The 16,066-nt window shown below is 67.3% G+C and carries 10 protein-coding genes; 1 reads left to right on the top strand and 9 read right to left on the bottom strand.

From position 1 onward, the window contains the following. The first annotated feature begins 12 nt into the window (after positions 1-12). Entirely contained in the window at positions 13-822 is an 810-nt protein-coding gene (locus tag A7W11_RS01350) for a polysaccharide deacetylase family protein (protein WP_066406729.1), read from the top strand. Between the two features lie 43 nt (positions 823-865). Here the strand turns inward: A7W11_RS01350 and A7W11_RS01345 are convergent, their stop codons facing one another. Genes A7W11_RS01345 through bcsQ form a run of 9 tightly spaced genes read right to left on the bottom strand, consistent with a single transcriptional unit; the run spans position 866 to position 16,065 of the window. Beyond that, the gene (locus A7W11_RS01345; protein ID WP_066406727.1) at positions 866-1,540 is read right to left on the bottom strand and encodes an alginate O-acetyltransferase AlgF; all 675 of its coding nucleotides are present in this window, start codon (positions 1,538-1,540) and stop codon (positions 866-868) included. Continuing rightward, positions 1,537-2,193 (bottom strand): SGNH/GDSL hydrolase family protein, encoded by a 657-nt coding sequence (locus A7W11_RS01340; protein ID WP_066406725.1) that lies wholly within the window; start codon positions 2,191-2,193, stop codon positions 1,537-1,539. The genes A7W11_RS01345 and A7W11_RS01340 overlap by 4 nt, the downstream gene beginning before the upstream one ends. A 43-nt stretch (positions 2,194-2,236) precedes the next feature. Beyond that, a complete protein-coding gene (locus A7W11_RS01335; RefSeq protein WP_066406722.1) occupies positions 2,237-2,896 on the bottom strand; it encodes an SGNH/GDSL hydrolase family protein in 660 nt (219 codons plus the stop codon). Between the two features lie 32 nt (positions 2,897-2,928). Further along, a complete protein-coding gene (locus A7W11_RS01330; RefSeq protein WP_066406720.1) occupies positions 2,929-7,083 on the bottom strand; it encodes a cellulose biosynthesis protein BcsC in 4,155 nt (1,384 codons plus the stop codon). Next, on the bottom strand, positions 7,059-8,231 hold the full coding sequence (gene bcsZ / locus A7W11_RS01325; protein WP_235816777.1) for a cellulose synthase complex periplasmic endoglucanase BcsZ: 1,173 nt from the start codon (positions 8,229-8,231) through the stop codon (positions 7,059-7,061). The genes A7W11_RS01330 and bcsZ overlap by 25 nt, the downstream gene beginning before the upstream one ends. Positions 8,232-8,286: 55 nt before the next feature. Then, a complete protein-coding gene (gene bcsB, locus A7W11_RS01320; protein ID WP_066406717.1) occupies positions 8,287-10,674 on the bottom strand; it encodes a cellulose biosynthesis cyclic di-GMP-binding regulatory protein BcsB in 2,388 nt (795 codons plus the stop codon). A 2-nt stretch (positions 10,675-10,676) separates the two neighbouring features. Then, positions 10,677-13,082, bottom strand: coding sequence for a cellulose biosynthesis cyclic di-GMP-binding regulatory protein BcsB (bcsB, locus tag A7W11_RS01315; protein WP_235816776.1), 2,406 nt, complete (start codon positions 13,080-13,082; stop codon positions 10,677-10,679). 14 nt (positions 13,083-13,096) lie between these two features. Next, the gene (bcsA, locus tag A7W11_RS01310; protein ID WP_066406715.1) at positions 13,097-15,292 is read right to left on the bottom strand and encodes a UDP-forming cellulose synthase catalytic subunit; all 2,196 of its coding nucleotides are present in this window, start codon (positions 15,290-15,292) and stop codon (positions 13,097-13,099) included. After that, positions 15,289-16,065, bottom strand: a complete 777-nt coding sequence (gene bcsQ, locus A7W11_RS01305; RefSeq protein ID WP_066406709.1) for a cellulose biosynthesis protein BcsQ — start codon at positions 16,063-16,065, stop codon at positions 15,289-15,291. The genes bcsA and bcsQ overlap by 4 nt, the downstream gene beginning before the upstream one ends. Position 16,066 lies beyond the last annotated feature (1 nt).

The raw sequence follows: 16,066 nt of genomic DNA, 5'->3' as shown, positions 1-16,066 counted from the left end.
GCAATATGCCGCTTGCTGGCAGTTGCGCTGCTTTGCGCGCCGGCGTGGCAGACGGCGGCGCAAACCGTGGCCATCACCTTCGACGATGGCTTCGACCCGCGCGGCGAGCCCCGCGCCGCGCAATGGAACCAGCACTTGCTGGACACGCTGGCCAGGCACCACATCCGCGCCATGTTCTTTCCTGCGGGTTTCATGGTCGACAGCCCCGAGGGCCTGGCCCTGGTGCGTGCCTGGGGCGCCGCCGGCCATGCCATCGGCAACCACACCTACACGCACAAGGGCTATGTCGACGGAACCTCGCCCGCGGCCTTCCTGCAGGACGTGCTGCAGGAGCAGGACCTGGTCGGCGCCATGCCGGGCTGGTGCCCCCGGCTGCGGCTGCCCTACCTGAACGAAGGCAGCACGCCCGAACGCAGCAACCAGCTGTATGCGCTGCTGGCCAGCCGGGGCTACGCGCTGGCCCCCGTCACCATCACCATCGACGACTGGAACTACAACGAACGCTTCATGGCGTCGGCCAACAAGAATCCGGCGCTGGACGTCGAAGCGTTCCGCAAACCCTATCTCGACCGGCTGTGGCAGGAAGTGCAGCGCCAGGAAGCGGAATGGAAGCAGCGGCTGGGACGCAGCCCGGTACACGTGCTGCTGCTGCATGCCAACGGCCTGAACACGATCGTGCTGCCGGACATCCTGGCGAAATTCGAAGCCAACGGCTGGTCGTTCGCCGACCCGGCCATCGCATTCACTGATCCGATCTACCAGCGCGGCTACACCGACGCCGCCGGCGCGCGGCACGCGCTGCCGGTGCCCGCCTGCCGCTGAGAAGGCGCCCGCAGGGTGCGCCGCGCCAGGCCGGGCCGTCATCTCAACGCGCCACCGAGTCGGTCGCGCCAAAGATGCGCGAACGTTGTCCCGCAGGCACCAGGAACACCGTGTAGCGCTGGCCGGCCTCGAGCGTGCCCAGGTTCAAGGCCTCGCCCACGGGCTGTCCCCCGCACGACAGTTGCAGCGCCAGCGCGACAGGATTGACCTGCCGGCGCTTGACCTGGCCGTGCGGCACGCCGTCCAGCAGGGTGATGTCGCGGCCCGCCACGCGCAGCGCGGCCGAGGCGCAACGCGCATCCAGGTTGTAGAACGCCACCGAGGCCTTCAGCGCATTGAAATCATCGGGCTGCTCGCGCACGATGGTGGTCGTGAACGCGCCCGCGGCATCCTCCACGCCCACCACGCTGGCGAATTCGCCCGGCTGCACGGTGACCGACACGTTCTGCTTCGTGCCGCCGTCGCGCACCAGCGCGCCCTCGATGGCGCGGCCAGCGCGAATCGGCAGAAAGTCGGAAGCCGGCTTGGCCGCGTCCAGTTTCAGGCGGGCATTCGAGCCGGAGGCGATGACCTCCACCGGCTTGCCGCCGCCATTGACGAAGCGCACGAAGGACGAATCCTCGGCCGGACCGGTCTCGTAGAGCGGAACCTCCGCGGCGCCCGCCGTCATGCAGGACAGCGCCCCCAACAGGCTCGACAGAATCAGCGATGTCTTCATTTCTTCAGCTTCATGATGGCGGGAGAGGTGGCCAGCGCGTCGACGATGGCCTTGCTCCAGGAGGCATAGCCCGTCTGCGTGAAATGCTGCCCGTCCAGCGTCTGCCACTGGCCGGGCTTGGAGAACTTCAGGGAATCGACGTAGGTGCACGGCGCCACGTTGGATGCCAGGAACTTGGACAGCTCCATCGTGCGCGGCGTGTTCTTCGAGAAAGGCCCGCCCTCGGTGCCCCAGGCCGGACCGACCCAGATGCAGGTGGTCTTGGTGGCGGCGATGGCCTTGGTCAGGCTGGTGACCTCCTGCCAGGCCCAGGTCTTGGGAAACGCGGGCTTGTCGTACGAGCCCATGGTGTCGCCCATGATGACGACCACGACGTCCGGCTTGCCTTTCTGGATGAGATCGGTGATGGGCGTGGTGCGCGCTTCCTTGCCCTGCAACACGGCAGGGCTGGTGCCGACCTGGTCGGCGCCGCAATCCACGGGCACGGACGTCAGCCAGCGCGATGGGCTGGCGCCGCACGCCCCCACGGAATGCACTTGCGCCCCCTGCGCCAGCAGCGCCTTGTGCAGCGGCTCGCGCAGATAGTTGGACAGGGTCATGTGGCTTTCGCCGATGACAAGCAGGGACAGTCCCGCCAGGGCGGACAGGGGCATTGCGTATCCTTCGTCTCGATGCCGCGCGAACGCGCGTGGTGGCTTACGGTTTCAGTTTCGTCACGCCGGGCAACTGGACGATCGCATCGGCAATGTCCTTGCCCCAGTACTTGTAGGCGGTGGTGGTCAGGTGCTGGCCGTCGGTGCTGCCCCATTCGCCAGGTTTGGACATCTTGGTCGAGTCGATGTACGCGCACGGCGAGACATTGGTCGCCAGGAAGGACGACACCTGCTGCACGCGCGAGAACGTCTTGTTGTACTTGCCGCCTTCGCTGCCCCAGGGCGGACCGACCCAGACGCAAGTGGTCTTGGTGCTGGCCAGCGCCTTGGTCAGCGCGGTGGTCTGCTGCCAGGCCCAGGTCTTGGGGAACACGTCCTTGCCATAGCCGCCGATGGTGTCGCCCATGACGATGACGACCAGGTCGGGCTTGTCGGCGGCCACCAATTGCGTGATGGGCGTGGTGCTGGCGCTTTGCTTGCGCACCAGCGGCGCCTTGTTGAGACGCTCGGCGCCGCCGCAATTGCCCTGCGTGGCGGCGACCCAGTCGCCGGGGTTCGAGCCGCACACGCTTACCGTGTGCACCTGCTTGGCGCCGTTGGCCAGCAGGTTGTCGTGCAACGTGTCGATCAGATAGCCGGGATAACCCAGATGGCTGTCGCCGACGACCAGGATGGTGAGGCCGGCAAGAGCGGATGCGAGCATGATGAAGGGTTCCTGAAAATTCGGAGTGTGGATTACCGGCTGTACGGCGAGCGGTACGGCACCACCGGCAGCTCCATGGACTGCTTCTGCGGATAGAACGAGTACCGCAGATACAAACCGCCGGCCACCTGCCGGTAGTCGCTGGCGTTATCCATCGACACGGTTGCGCCCAGGTGCAGATTCTTGGACAACTGGTATTCGCCCGTGGCGGCCAGGTTGTAGCCCACGCCCGTCTTGGACTGGCCGGGGTACACGGCGCCGTCGTTCAGGCCGGCGGCCCCGGCCGACAGGGCCGCCACGCGCTGGCGCTCGCTGCTGGTCGGGAAGTACTTGGCGTTGCTCTCGCGGAAATGCTGGACGCCGACGGAGCCTTGCACCTTGTAGCTGAAGCGGTCCGAACGCTGCGCCCACGTGACGGGCAGGCTGAGCGAATAGAACTCCTGCGGGCTGAAGTAGCCGCCATTGCCGTAGGTGGAGAAGCGCTGGTTGTTGTTGTAGAACGTGCCGCCCACGTTCACGCCGGCCGTCAGCAGGCTGTCCTTGCCGCGATGCAGATACACGTAGGAACCGCCGCCGATCTCGCTGCGCGTGTTCGACGCCACGTTGCGGCCGTTCAGGGACTGCCACGAGCCGTAGCCATACACGCCATGGGTGGGCCGATCGATGCCGATCTGGCCCTGCACGCCGGTGGCCGTCACGCCGCCCCACGTGTCGCCCGTACGGGCATCGCGCGCGCCGGCGAACGACGCCAGGCTGTCGGTGACCGCGCGGCGGGACGCGCCAACCGAATACCAGGTGCCGGCCTTGGGATCGATGGATCCCTTGAGCTCGACGCCCCCGACCACATTGCTCTTCAGGAACCCCAGCGGCGTCGTGCCGATGTCGGCCTTCAGGTTCCTGGTTTCGTAGCCGACCGACAAGCCAACGCCACTGTCCTTCTGCGAGCCCGGTCCGCCGGTGGCGCCCGACTGCTGCGCCAGCGCGGCCACTGGACCGCCGCCGAACTGGCTGCGGCTGACCATGTCGTCGCGGACCGAGCGGGCATTCAATTGCACGGGGGTGGCGCGCAGCGACAGCTTGCCTTCGCCCAGAGGCAGACGCGCCTCGACGGGCTGTTGCGTCATCGTGAGCTTGCTGGTGCCGGGCTGGCCGTTGTTGGACTGCGCGAAGGCGCCGGCAAGGATCTGTGGCGAGCGCTCCGCGCGCAGGTCCTGCAGTTCGTTCTGCATGGCGCGCAGATCGGAAGGCGACTCGGCCGACTGCGTGGACCGCGCGGGTGCGGTGGCCACGGTGCGCGGCACGGTGATGCTCTGCGACGCGCTTCCTGGCCTGCCCACCAGCAGATCCTGCGACCCCGGACCCGCGGTGCCCGCGGCCACGGCGCGCTTGGCCGATGGCCCAGACGGCTCACGGGTCGCGACGACCGGCTGCACGATCGCGGACGGCGTGTTGCGTTGCGGAGCCAGGGGCGCGGACGGCGCGACATCGCCGTACGGCTTCGACGAGGGAACCGCCAGCAATTCGACCGTCGGTTGCGACCGGCCCGACGCCGGGACCGGGTAGGCGTCCTGCATTCCCTCGTACGGCACCGAATACTGCGAACTGCGTCCGGCGAAAGGATTGTCATACGCGGCGGGCTGAGTGTCCGCCATGGCCAGTTGCGTCTGCCCGCGCGCCTCCTTGACCTTGATGGCCTGGGCCAGCAGATCGACCGCCTTGCCGCCTTTGCCGCGCATGCGATAGACACGCGCCGCGCCGGCCAGGATGTCGGGATCGTCGGGCGCCGCCGCGACGGCGCGTTCGAGCGTCTCATCGGCATAGCGGCTGTCCTGCCCCTGCGCGGCGACCTGCGCAGCCCCCAGCAGCAGATTGGCGTTGTTCGGCTCGCGCTCCACCAACTGCTTGTACAGGTTCAGCGCCTTGGCGTTGTCGCCGCTGTCGGCGTACATGCGCGCCAGCGTGCCCACCGCCAGGGGATCGTCGGGACGCTTGTTCAGCACCGGGGACAGCGTGTCATAGGCGTTGGCCAACTGGCCGCGCTGGCGCAGCAACTCGGCCTGGCGCACGGTGTAGAGCATCACCAGGTCTTCCTGCTGGCGGGCCTGGTCCGGCGTCAGCGGCTGCGCCTGGATCTGGCGCAACACACTGGCTGCCTCGACATCCTGTTCGGCCTTCAGCAGCAGGCCCGCATAGGGCAGCAGGGTATCGGGGCGGGAACCGCCCGGGCCGTTCTGCAATTGCCGCATCAGGCTCATGCCGCGCGCCGTGTCGCCGGCATCGACGTAAGCCTGCGCGATGGTGCCGATCAGCGCAGGATTGCGTCCCGCGGAGGATTCGAGCCGGGCCAGCATGGCGCGCGCCTCGTCCGTGTGGCCGGCGCGGCCGACCTCGGCGGCGCGCAGCGCCTGCATCTGAACGCCGACCTGCATCTCGGTGGCCGTCATGGCCGGCGTGCGCCGGGATTCGGGAATGCGTGCCAGCGTTTCCTGGGCTTTGGCCGATTCGCCCATCTGCATCGACAGCAGGGCGCTGGCGTACAGCGCGTCCGGCATGTCCGGGTTGGACGCCAGCAGGCCGTCCACGATACCGCGGGCCTCGGTGCGCTGGCCCTTTTCCAGGTACTGGCGCGCCAGGTCCAGGCGAATCCAGGGATTGTTCGGGTCGTCGCGCAAGGCGTCTTCCAGCGCAAGCCGCGCGCCCTCGCTGTCGCCGCGCTGCTCGGCCGCCTTGGCGCGCCCCGCGGCAACGGAGGCGCGCAACTGGGGCAGGTCGCCCAGATCCGCTCTCTGCGAGGCGCTCATGCCGTTGACCAGTTGCATGGCCTGTTCGGAACGGCCCGTCTGCCCCAGCACCCCCACCAGGCCGCCCAGCGCCTCGCTGTTGCGCTTGTCGGACGTCAGCACGGCGCGGTACGTCTTTTCCGCCGAGGCCAGATCGCCCTGCGCGGCATACGCACGGGCCAGCCCGTTGCGACCGGCCGGCTCACGCGGATCCAGCCGCGTGGCCTGTGCGAACAGGCCACGCGCCGAAGCCGCATCGTTGGCGGCCAGCGCGGCCGTGCCCTGGTTGTAGAGGTTCCAGTAGCGCGCCGAATTCAGCGACTTGCCCCAGCTTGCGCCGCCCGGCCGCGACACGGCGCGCGTCAGCAGGCGTTCGGCCTCGAGCAGGTTGTTCTGGCGCATGCGCACCACGCCCAGGCCGCCCAGGGCATCGGCATTGTTGGGGCTGGTCTGCAGCTTGGCGGTGAATTCGCGTTCGGCATCGACCATGTCGCCGCGCCGCAGCGCGGCATAGCCACGCGCCAGGACCGGATCCAGGGCCATCGCGACAGGCACCGAATCGCTGGCGCCGCGGGCCAACTGGGCCGGCGCGGCGGGACGCGCCTGCTGCATCTGCGCGCGGATGTCGGCATCGTCGGGATGCGTCGCCAGATACGCCTCGAACAGTGGCTTGTCCTCGGGACGCGGCGCCCCCAGCCAACTCAGCGAGGCGCGCCAGAACTCGGCGGCGGCGCCGCCGATGTCGCTGCGGGTCGACAACTGCTGCAGACGGCGGATGCCTTCGGCGCGCGTGCGCTCGTTGCGCGCCATGTGCTGCGCCAGCTGCAACTGGATGGCGGGATTGCCCGGCTGCTGGCTATCCAGGCGCCGCAGGCCCTGGATGGCGCGTTCGAGGCCGCCGTCGGTGTAACCCAGGTAGTTGTAGTACTCACGCCCGACGTCGCCTTGCGGCATCTTGCCGCCCAGCGCCTGGTCGTACTGCGCGATGGCGGCGCCCATACCGGGAATGTCGTTCTTGTTGGCCGCGTCCTGCGCCATCAGGCGGGCCTTCTCGAGCGCGCCGCGGCCGGGATCCGAGGCCAGGTTCAGATCTTGTTCGAGCTGGGGCACGAAACGGCTGGCGGGCGCCGCGGCGCGCAAGCGCGTCAGGTAGTCGCGCGCCTGCGTCAGCTGCTTGCGATCGATCGCGATGGCGGCCATGCCGTACAGCGCCTCGGGCTGGCGAGGATCGATGAGCAGCAGTTTCTGCCAGGCCTGCACGGCCTGGTCAGGCTTGCCCTGGGCACGCCAATAGCGGCCCTGTTCGACCAACGTACGGGAAGCGTCATCCTGGGCCCAAGCTGTCGCCGGGTTCGCCAAGGCTGCTGCCAGCAGCCCTAAAACTACCGTGTAACGACGTGCGGACATGGTTTTTCCCACTGTAATTGGATATGCCCCGTGCCGAGGAAACGGTAGCGCCCGTCCATCCAGGCTGTGCTGAACATGCTGAGGACGTAATCGTAATACGGGGGTTGTTGCTGCTCCACGCGTTCCGGCGTCAGGCTGGCGTCCCAGTTGCTCAGCGCGCGCTCGGTCTGGCTGCGCAGCAGTGCTTCCTGGCCCGATGCCCTCAGATATGGCAACAACGCGGCCGAGAATCCGAACGGCCCCGCACCGGATACCTCTCCGGTATACACATCGACCTTCTCGGGCGGCACACCCGTCTTCCCGGTGGCCTGGGCCAGGCCCCTGAGTGCCTGCAGCATGGGCTTGGCCAGCGGATCGTCGGAGGCAATCATGCCGGCCCACATATAGGTGCGAATGGCGTCGTAGCTGCCGACCGACCCCTTGGCGGGATCCGGTCCGAACTTGCCCTTGCCATCTTCGGCCACGTCGTAGGCAACCCAGTCGGCCACATAACCCAGCGGGCTGCTCTGCTGCACCAGGCGCAGCGTGTTGTCGGCGATGCGGCCCCATGAGCCCTCGGGCGACTCGGCCTGCAGGCGACGCAGCAACGAGACTGGCAGATAGCTGGGGTTGGCGCGCCACTGCCGGGGCTGGACGAAGCCCTCGGCGCCAGGCAGCAGCATGGTGCCGAACCCCTGGAACTCAGCGACCTCGCGTTCCTCGATCAGCGCCATCAGCGCGCGCGCCTGGCGCGCGTACTCGGGGTGGTTCCAGACGCGCGCGGCTTCCAGCAACGCATACGCGAACCACAGATCGGCATCCGATGCGGAATTGGTGTCGAGCACGCCCCATGAGCCATCATCGCGCAGGCCCCAGTACCAGGCTGGCAGGCGCTGGGTCATGTCGCCGGCCGCCAGATTGTCCACGCTCCAGCGCCACAGGCGATCGAAGGTTTCGCGATCGCCCGCCACCAGCGCGAAGAACATGCCGTACGACTGCCCTTCCGACGAGCTGTGCTGCTTCGGCGTGCTGGCGTCAAGCACACGGCCATCCTTCTGCACGTAGTGCTGCTTGAAACCGTCCCACTTCGGCCACGCCGGCATCTCGCAGGTAGACGAGGCCAACGCAGCGGCCGGGGCCGTCACGGCCAGCAGCAGACCGGCGGCCATGCGGAGCAGGGCGCGGAGCGGTCGTGCGCGTGGACGGGCGGCGGGCATCATGGCATCAGGCCTTCGGCGACGGTCTGGACTTGCGGCGGGACAACAGACCGATCAGCAACGCCAGCGCGGCGATCAGCAGCACCAGCATGGTCGCCACGCCCGCCAGCGACAGGGCGGGATGGATGGCCGACAGCGCCCAATCGATGCGCTTGACCAGGCTCAGGCTGCCCACGTAATACTGCTGTTCGCCGACCAGCGAGTCGATCTGTTTGCCGCGGATGACGACCAGGCTGCCCTGGATGGGATTCTTGTAGTCCTCGCCTCCCAGCAGCGCCGACGTGGCGTCCTGCAGGCCCTCGGGCCGGTTGCTGGCGATCAGCACCACGCTGCGCTGGGCTTCGCGCGGCGACTCGAAGCCCGCCACCACCGCGCTGACGCCGGTGCCGGTATAGGCCAGCGCCGTACGGCGCGGCTCGTTGTCCAGGCGCGGGTCGGCATGGAACCAGCCCAGTACGCGATACACCAGATCGGACACGCCAAAGTTCGCGGAGCCCGAATAAGCAGGCACGGAGGACGCCCACTCCTTCAGCCACGACTGATCGGCGCCCGACGCGATCACCAGCAAGTCCTTGCCCGCGGGGGCGGAGGACGCCTGCTGCGCGCGCGACACCGAGACGCCCGTGGCGGGATAGCCGGTGGACTCGCCCATACGGCCCATCACCGTCAGATAGGCGCTGTATTCCGGGTTGGCGGCATTGGCGCCGAGCACGACCAGGGTGTCGGACAGATCGGCCATGCGTGTGAACGGGAAACCGGCCTGCGTGAAGGCGGCCAGGTCAGGCATGGCGATGAAGTGCGGATAACCGCTGACGTCGATGGTGGATTCCGGATCGATGGCGCCGCGCACGTTGTCGATGATGATGTCGCGGCACTCGCCCTGCTTGATGTAGTCGTACATGTAGCGGAATTGCAGCTGCGACCGCGACTTCAACGATTCCAGCGGCACGTCCAGCTGTGCCCGCATCGGCAGGCTTTCATCGGGCAGCACCTGCGCGCGCAATGTCTCGCCATCCGAGATGCGCTCCAGTGCGAACAATGGAATCGACTTGATGAACTGGTCGTCGACGCTGAACAGCAGCGACGAGTTCACGGAGGTCGGCTGCGGCGTATAGCGATAGCGCAGGTCGATCGGCACCTTTTTCTCGTGCCAGCCGAACAGGTCCGGCGCCACACGCACGTCCATGCGGATCGTCTCGGGGCTGTAGCCCGACACGCTCATCCGGCTGGCGTCCATCAGCTCACCGAACGACACCGCACGATCGGAGCGCAGCCACCTGGGCGCGTCGTAGGGCTTGCGCGGCTGCAGTCCCGCGAACTGCGTGATGGTGATGGCGGGGCCCGACAACGTCTGGCTGCCGGTGACCAGCGCCGCCGCGGCCTGCTTCAGTTCCTTCGCGTCGCGGCCCATCACCAGCAGCACCTTGCCGTTGGGATCGTTGGGATTGGACGTGATGGCCAGCGTGGGGCCTTGCAGCGGGTCGACCGTCACGCCCGGAATCTTGTTGCCCACGGCCAGCATGACCGCGTTGCCGCGCGCGGGAAGCTGGCCCACCGATGCACTGAATCGAGCGCCGCGATAGCTGGCCAGCGCACCGAACCACGACGACACCGCGCCCGCCGCTTCCAGCGCCGCGGCGTCGGGCTGCGCGGCGAACACGAACGGCAGTTGCAGTTGGCGGCGATCGCGGCGATCGAAGAACGGCTCGGGCAGATTGGCCAGGTCGTCGGGCAATTGCACGGCCGACGTCATCAGCTCGAGTTGGCTCTGGTTGCTGATGTTGGTCCACAGGCTGGAGTGCAGCGGATCCTCGCAGTCCATGGTGTAGTGGCCGATCAGCTGCAGGCGCAGCGCGCTGTCGGCAGTGACCAGGTAGGGCGGGATGTCGATCGTTCGCCGCTGGTTGATGCCGCCCTGTTCCTTCGGCACGGGAATCGTCGCCGCGACTTCGTCGTTGACCAGCACATTGATGTGCGAGATGTCCGGCAGCAACGAAGGCGAATAGGTGTAGCGCATGTCCAACCGCGCGGCGGTGACGACCTGGTCGTTGCGCACGCCGAACTGGAAGGTATTGCTGCCATCCACTCCGCGCAGGTTCACGGGATACTGCGCGCCCAGTTGCTCGAGCGTGTAGGACACCGAGGGCACGAAGGGCGGCGCCACCGGCGCCTGGGCGTTGGTGCGGGGCGCGGCGTTGGTAAAGGACGGCGGCGCCTCGGCCGGCAACCCTTGGAACGGGGCCATCTGGGACTGGGCGGCGGCTTGCGTGCCCAGCACGCAGCTCATCAGCAGGGCCCCCTTCACAAACGCGGGGCGCAGCGCGAAGGCACGCGGTGCACGGTTATCGGGCTTGCGCATGGCGTTGGCCTTTTCTTGGCGTTTTACGGAAGGCATGTTCAGGATCCGAGGCGGCGTTGCGCACGAGCGCGCAGGGACAGATAGACCAGCACGGCCAGCACCACGGCGCTGAATACCAGCGCCAGCACCAGCAGCAAGGGGTGGTTGGCGAAGAACCACTGCACAGCCAGCCAGGGCGGCAACGTACCGATGTAATAGCTCTGTTCGTTGGACAGCGTCGCGACCTCGGTGCCGTTCACGACGGCGAGATCGCCCTGGATCTTCTGGTCGTTGTTGCGGTTGACCAGCACGGCGCGCACCGCGGCCGCCAGGCCGTCGGCATTCGTGCCCGACACGACCACCACGCTGCGTCCGGACGACAGCGGCGACTCGATACCCTCCAGCATGCCGGAGGGGCCGCTACCGGTGGCGACGACCTTGCCGCTGGCGGGCGCGCCGCGCGTACGCGGGTCCGAGCCACGCCAGTCGAGCGTGCGCGACAGCCAATCGGAAATGCCGAAGCGGTTGCCCCCTCCCTCGGAACCGCCGGGCAGATAGCCGCTCCAGCGCTTGAGCAGCGGCTGGTTGCCGCCGGACGACAGCACCAGCAGATCCTTGTTGCTCAGCTGGTCGGCTTGCGCGGCGCGGCCCACCGTCACGCCCACCGCGGGATAGCCGGTGGATTCGCCCATCGCGCCCATCAGCATGAGGTAGGCGGAATAATCATTGGCGCCCGCCTGGTCGGGCAGCACGACAGCGGTTTCGGACAGGTCCGCCATGCGCGTGAACGGAAAACCCGCATCGCTGAAGGCGCCCAGGTCGGGCATCGCGGCATATCGCGGCAACCGCGAGATGTCGATCGTCGAGGCCGGATCGATGGCGCTCATGACGTTGTCGACGATGCTGTTCTGGCATTCGCCCAGCTTGGCGTATTCGTAGGTGTAGCGGAACTGCAGGCCCGCCATCGGCGGCAGCATGTAGGGCGGCACCATCACGGTGGCGCGCGCCTCCGACGGCGGCATGCCCGAGACGCGGCTGAAGAGATCCGAGCGGACATCGGGATGCAGCGACAGGGTCTGCACCAGCTGATTGCCCGCGGTCACTTCCAGCACGGACTGGCGCGCCGGACGCGGCGAATAGCGATAGTGCAACTCCATCGGCACGCCGTCGCTGCGCCAACCGAACAGGCCCGGCGGCAATCGCAGGTTCAGGTCGATGGGCGCGGGGCGATGGCCATAGACGTTCATGCGGCTGACGGGCATCAGCTCGCCGAACTGCACGGGACGGTCGTGAGGCAGCCAGTTGGGGGCGTCGTAGGGCTGGCGGGGCTCAGGCGCATCCAGCCTGGTGATCTGGGTGGAAGGGCCGGACAGGGTCTGGTAGCCCAGCGCCAGCGCGATGGCCGCCTGCTTGATCTCGCCATCGTTGCGCCCCATCACCAGCAACAGCTTGCCGTATGCATCGTTGGGATTGGGCACCATGGCCAGCGTCGGGCCCGACACCGACGGCATCTGCAGGCCGGGCAGGGTGTCGCCCGGGCGGGCGAGCACCACGGCGTGGCCCTGCGTGGGCAGCGTGTCCAGGCTGACGGGGAAGCTGGCGCCGCGATAGCTGGCCAGCGCCCCCATCCACGACGAGACGATGCCCGCGGCTTCCAGCCGGCCCGCATCGGGCGCGCCCGGCAGCATGATGGGCAACACCAACGGACGGCCGTCGTGCTTGTCGAAGAAAGGCGCCGGCAGCAATGCCAGGTCGTTCGGCAGATCCGTGGGCACCACGGTCAACTCCAGCGCGCTGTCGGGATTGATGTTGGCCCACAGGCTGGAATGCACGGGATCTTCGCAGCTCAGCGTGTAATGGCCGATCAACTGCAGGTTCAGGCGGTTGAATTCGCGCAGGGCCGGCACCGGCAACGGGATGACGCGCTGTTGCGGCTTGCCGCTCTCTTCCTTGGGCAGCGCCACGCTGTCGGCCACGTCGCCGTTCAATTGCACCTTGATGTGCGACAGGTCGGGCAACAACGCCGGCGAGTAGGTGTAATCCAGATCCAGGCGCATGTCCACGATGCGCTCGTCCAGCCTTGCGCCGAAATCCACGCCGTTGGAACCATCGATCCCGCGCAGGGGCAGGCCGTCACGGGCGCCCAGTTGCGACAGTGGGATGCGGTACGTGCGGGAACCGTCGGGCAGGGCAGCGGCCTGGGCAGGCGCCGTCGGCGCCGAGGCAGCGGGAGCCGCCGGCGTGACGGGCATGGGCGCCGTGGCGGGCGTCCGGGCAGCCGTGGGCACCGGGTCCACGATGGGCAGCGGATCGACGGCGGGGGCCGGTTCCGTGGGCAGGGGCACATCGGCCTGCGCGGCGAACGCCGAAGCAGAACTCGCCGCCCACAGCAACGCGCCAACCAACAGGGTCGGCATGCGCGGTCGCGCGGGCACGGTCATGCTCGGATCGGGCCTGAAGGTCATCACGCTCTCGTTGTTCAATTCTTGGGAGATGCCGGAACCGTACGGCGCAAGCGAACCATGCTGCGATCGCGCATGTAGCGCAACAGCAGCGTGAAACCGCGCAGGCCGATGGAAGAAATATGACGCATGGCGACCAGCGGCGACGCGGGTTTGCTTTGCCCCCACATCGACGCCCAGGTGTCCGCCCGCGCGAACGTGACCTGCGCCAACTCGCTTTCCTGATCCATGTTCAGGTTCTGGAAGCTCAGGCCCAGGCGATTGTCGCGGCTGAACGACACGGTCGCGGGAAACACGCCTTCGAAATCACCACGGAATATCGAGATGTGCACCGTCGATCCCTGCGGCACCTGCGCCCCCTTGGGCAGCACCACGCCGACGCCCCCTTGCGAGAAGTCGCTGATGCGGCAGGTAATGCTGCGGCCGTCGGGCAGCCCCACCGCCGCGGGCAGATCCACCGTCACGCGGTGCGTGCTGCGCAACTGGCGCACTTCACCGGCAACGGCAACGGCAGCACTGGTGATGACAATGTTGTAGAACGTCCAGACCACGTTGATCAGGATGGTCAGGACGGTGTCCAGATCCGACGCGGCAATCATGCTGACCACGCCGATCACCAACCCCAGCAGGTTCAGCCCCAGCAGCACGACGTAGGGACGCGCCAGCTCCCAGTCGAAGTACGACTTGCTGATCACGCCTCCTTTGGCGGTCACGTTGAAAATGGCCCGGTTGGGGCTGACCAACGTCTGCAGGGCGGGACGCATGATGTACCAGGCCAGCACAGCCTCGTAGACCTCGTTCCAGAACGAATGGCGGAAACGCCCCTGCACGCGCGCGCCGCTGATGCTCGACAGGAAGATGTGGGGCAGAGCATAGGCGGCCACCATCAGCGCCGATGCCTGGAACACGTGCGCCCCGAAGAACAGGAATGCCAGCGGAGTGGTCAGGAACACCACGCGCGGCAGGCCGAAGAAGAAGTGCAGCATGGCGTTCAGGTAGCACAGCCGCTGCCCAAGCTTCAGCCCACGTCCCAACAGGGGATTGTTGATACGGATGATCTGCGCCATGCCCCGCGCCCAACGCGTGCGCTGGCCGATGTGGCGCGACAGGTTTTCCGTGGCCAGGCCCGCCGCCTGGGGAATGGCGAGGTACGCGGTGTTGAAACCCGCGCGATTCATCTTCAGCGCGGTCAGCGCATCCTCGGTGACGCTTTCCGTTGCCACGCCGCCGACCTCGGCCAGATGGCTGCGCCGTATCACTGCGCAAGAGCCGCAGAAGAACGTGGCGTTCCAGAGGTCGTTGCCGTCCTGGATGATGCCGTAGAACAGTTCCCCCTCGTTGGGCACGTTGCGGAACGTCTCGAGATTGCGCTCGAAAGGATCGGGCGAGAAGAACACGTGCGGCGTCTGCAGCATCGCCAGCTTCTGGTCTTTCACGAACCAGCCCATGCAGATCTGCAGGAACGAGCGCGTCGGGATGTGGTCGCAGTCGAAGATCGCGACGAACTCGCCATCGGTCTTGGCCAATGCGGCGTTGATGTTGCCCGCCTTGGCGTGACGATTGTCCTCGCGGGTGAGATAGCCTGCTCCTGCCTGGGCGCAGAAGTCGCGGAACTCGGCGCGACGCCCGTCATCCAGCACGTAGACCCGCAGCTTGTCGGCTGGCCAGTCCAGCGCCATGGAGGCCAGCACCGACTGCCGAACCACGCTCAACGGTTCGTTATAGGTCGGAATGAAGACGTCGATGGTGGGCCACGTGGCGCAGTCGCCTGGCATCGGCATGGGCTTGCGCTGCAATGGCCAGGCACTCTGGAAGTAGCTCAGCAGCATCACCGTCAGGGCATACAACTCGGCCAGCAGCAGGCCGTACCCGAATGCCATGTCGATCGGATCCAGGAAGCCCAAGGTCTGGGTGACCCGCCAGTACATGTAGCGCAGCGACACGATGATCGACAGCGTCACCATCACCAGCGTGATCAGGCGTCCACCCATGCGGTTCAGCACCAGCGCCAGCGCCACGCAGATCCCGGTGAACATCAGTTGCTCGGCCAGGCCGAATTCGACCGTGACGGCCAGCACGAACAGCACTCCGGCCACCAGGCCCGCAAGCACACGCACCCAGGCCTTGGACCACAGCGGCAACGCCAGCAGTGTTTCGTCCCAGGCCGGTGCGCCGTCGCGGCGGCTGGCGCGCGGAGGAGGCGGGTTCGTCATGCCGGTTGGCCTCCGGCATTGCGCAGCTGCTGCAACACCCAGCCCGCGCAGGAAAGCAGGTCGGCGCGGCCCAGGCTGTGCGGGTCGTGTTCGATGACCGTGCGGCCATACGCCAGCGCTTCACTGACGGACTGGTCTTGATGGATCACGCCGATCACGCGCTCGCGCAGCGACTCGCGGATCAGGCGCACCGCGTCTTTCGACAATTGGCGGGAACCGTCGGCCTGGTTGATGACGTAGCCATGCCCCAGGTAGTCGCTACGGTTGGCGCAGTAGCTTTGGATCAGGCCCTCGATCATGGGGATCGTGGCATACGATGCCGCGTCGGCCAGCGTCACGGCCATGACCAGATGGGCGATGCCCAGCGATTGGCGCAGATATTCGGATGGGCCCGGCGGCGTGTCGATCACCACCACGCTGTCCTCGGTGATGTTCAGGGCTTCCAGGTGGCGCTTGAGCCACAGCGGATCCGCCACCAGTTGGCGCTCGAGCGTCTGGCGGTCGGCCTCGTTGACCAGGCCGAACGGCATCATGTAGATGCCGGACTGTCCCTGCACGCAGGCATCGCGCCACGAAGTACCGCCCACGCTGGCACGCGAGATGCCGCCAATGTTGGTCAGGTCGCCGCCCAGGTGAAAGCGCAACGCGTTCTGCGGATCCAGGTCGATGGCCAGCACCGAACGGCCCGCTTGGCGCAAGGCGACGCACAGATTGGCTGCGACGGTGCTCTTGCCCACCCCGCCCTTGGCGGAAACGATAGCGATGATCTTCACG

This window comes from Bordetella ansorpii (assembly GCF_900078315.1).
GTDB lineage: Bacteria > Pseudomonadota > Gammaproteobacteria > Burkholderiales > Burkholderiaceae_B > Bordetella > Bordetella ansorpii.
Note: the sequence above shows the minus strand (reverse complement) of the source record. Positions and strands in the feature narration are given on the sequence as shown.

What these genes read in the sequence shown, in the direction of transcription:
- A7W11_RS01345 (WP_066406727.1), bottom strand. Translation starts at nt 1,540, where the DNA reads ATGAAGACATCGCTGATTCTGTCGAGCCTGTTGGGGGCGCTGTCCTGC.
- A7W11_RS01340 (WP_066406725.1), bottom strand. Translation starts at nt 2,193, where the DNA reads ATGCCCCTGTCCGCCCTGGCGGGACTGTCCCTGCTTGTCATCGGCGAA.
- A7W11_RS01335 (WP_066406722.1), bottom strand. Translation starts at nt 2,896, where the DNA reads ATGCTCGCATCCGCTCTTGCCGGCCTCACCATCCTGGTCGTCGGCGAC.
- A7W11_RS01330 (WP_066406720.1), bottom strand. Translation starts at nt 7,083, where the DNA reads ATGTCCGCACGTCGTTACACGGTAGTTTTAGGGCTGCTGGCAGCAGCC.
- bcsZ (WP_235816777.1), bottom strand. Translation starts at nt 8,231, where the DNA reads ATGGCCGCCGGTCTGCTGCTGGCCGTGACGGCCCCGGCCGCTGCGTTG.
- bcsB (WP_066406717.1), bottom strand. Translation starts at nt 10,674, where the DNA reads ATGCCTTCCGTAAAACGCCAAGAAAAGGCCAACGCCATGCGCAAGCCC.
- bcsB (WP_235816776.1), bottom strand. Translation starts at nt 13,082, where the DNA reads ATGACCTTCAGGCCCGATCCGAGCATGACCGTGCCCGCGCGACCGCGC.
- bcsA (WP_066406715.1), bottom strand. Translation starts at nt 15,292, where the DNA reads ATGACGAACCCGCCTCCTCCGCGCGCCAGCCGCCGCGACGGCGCACCG.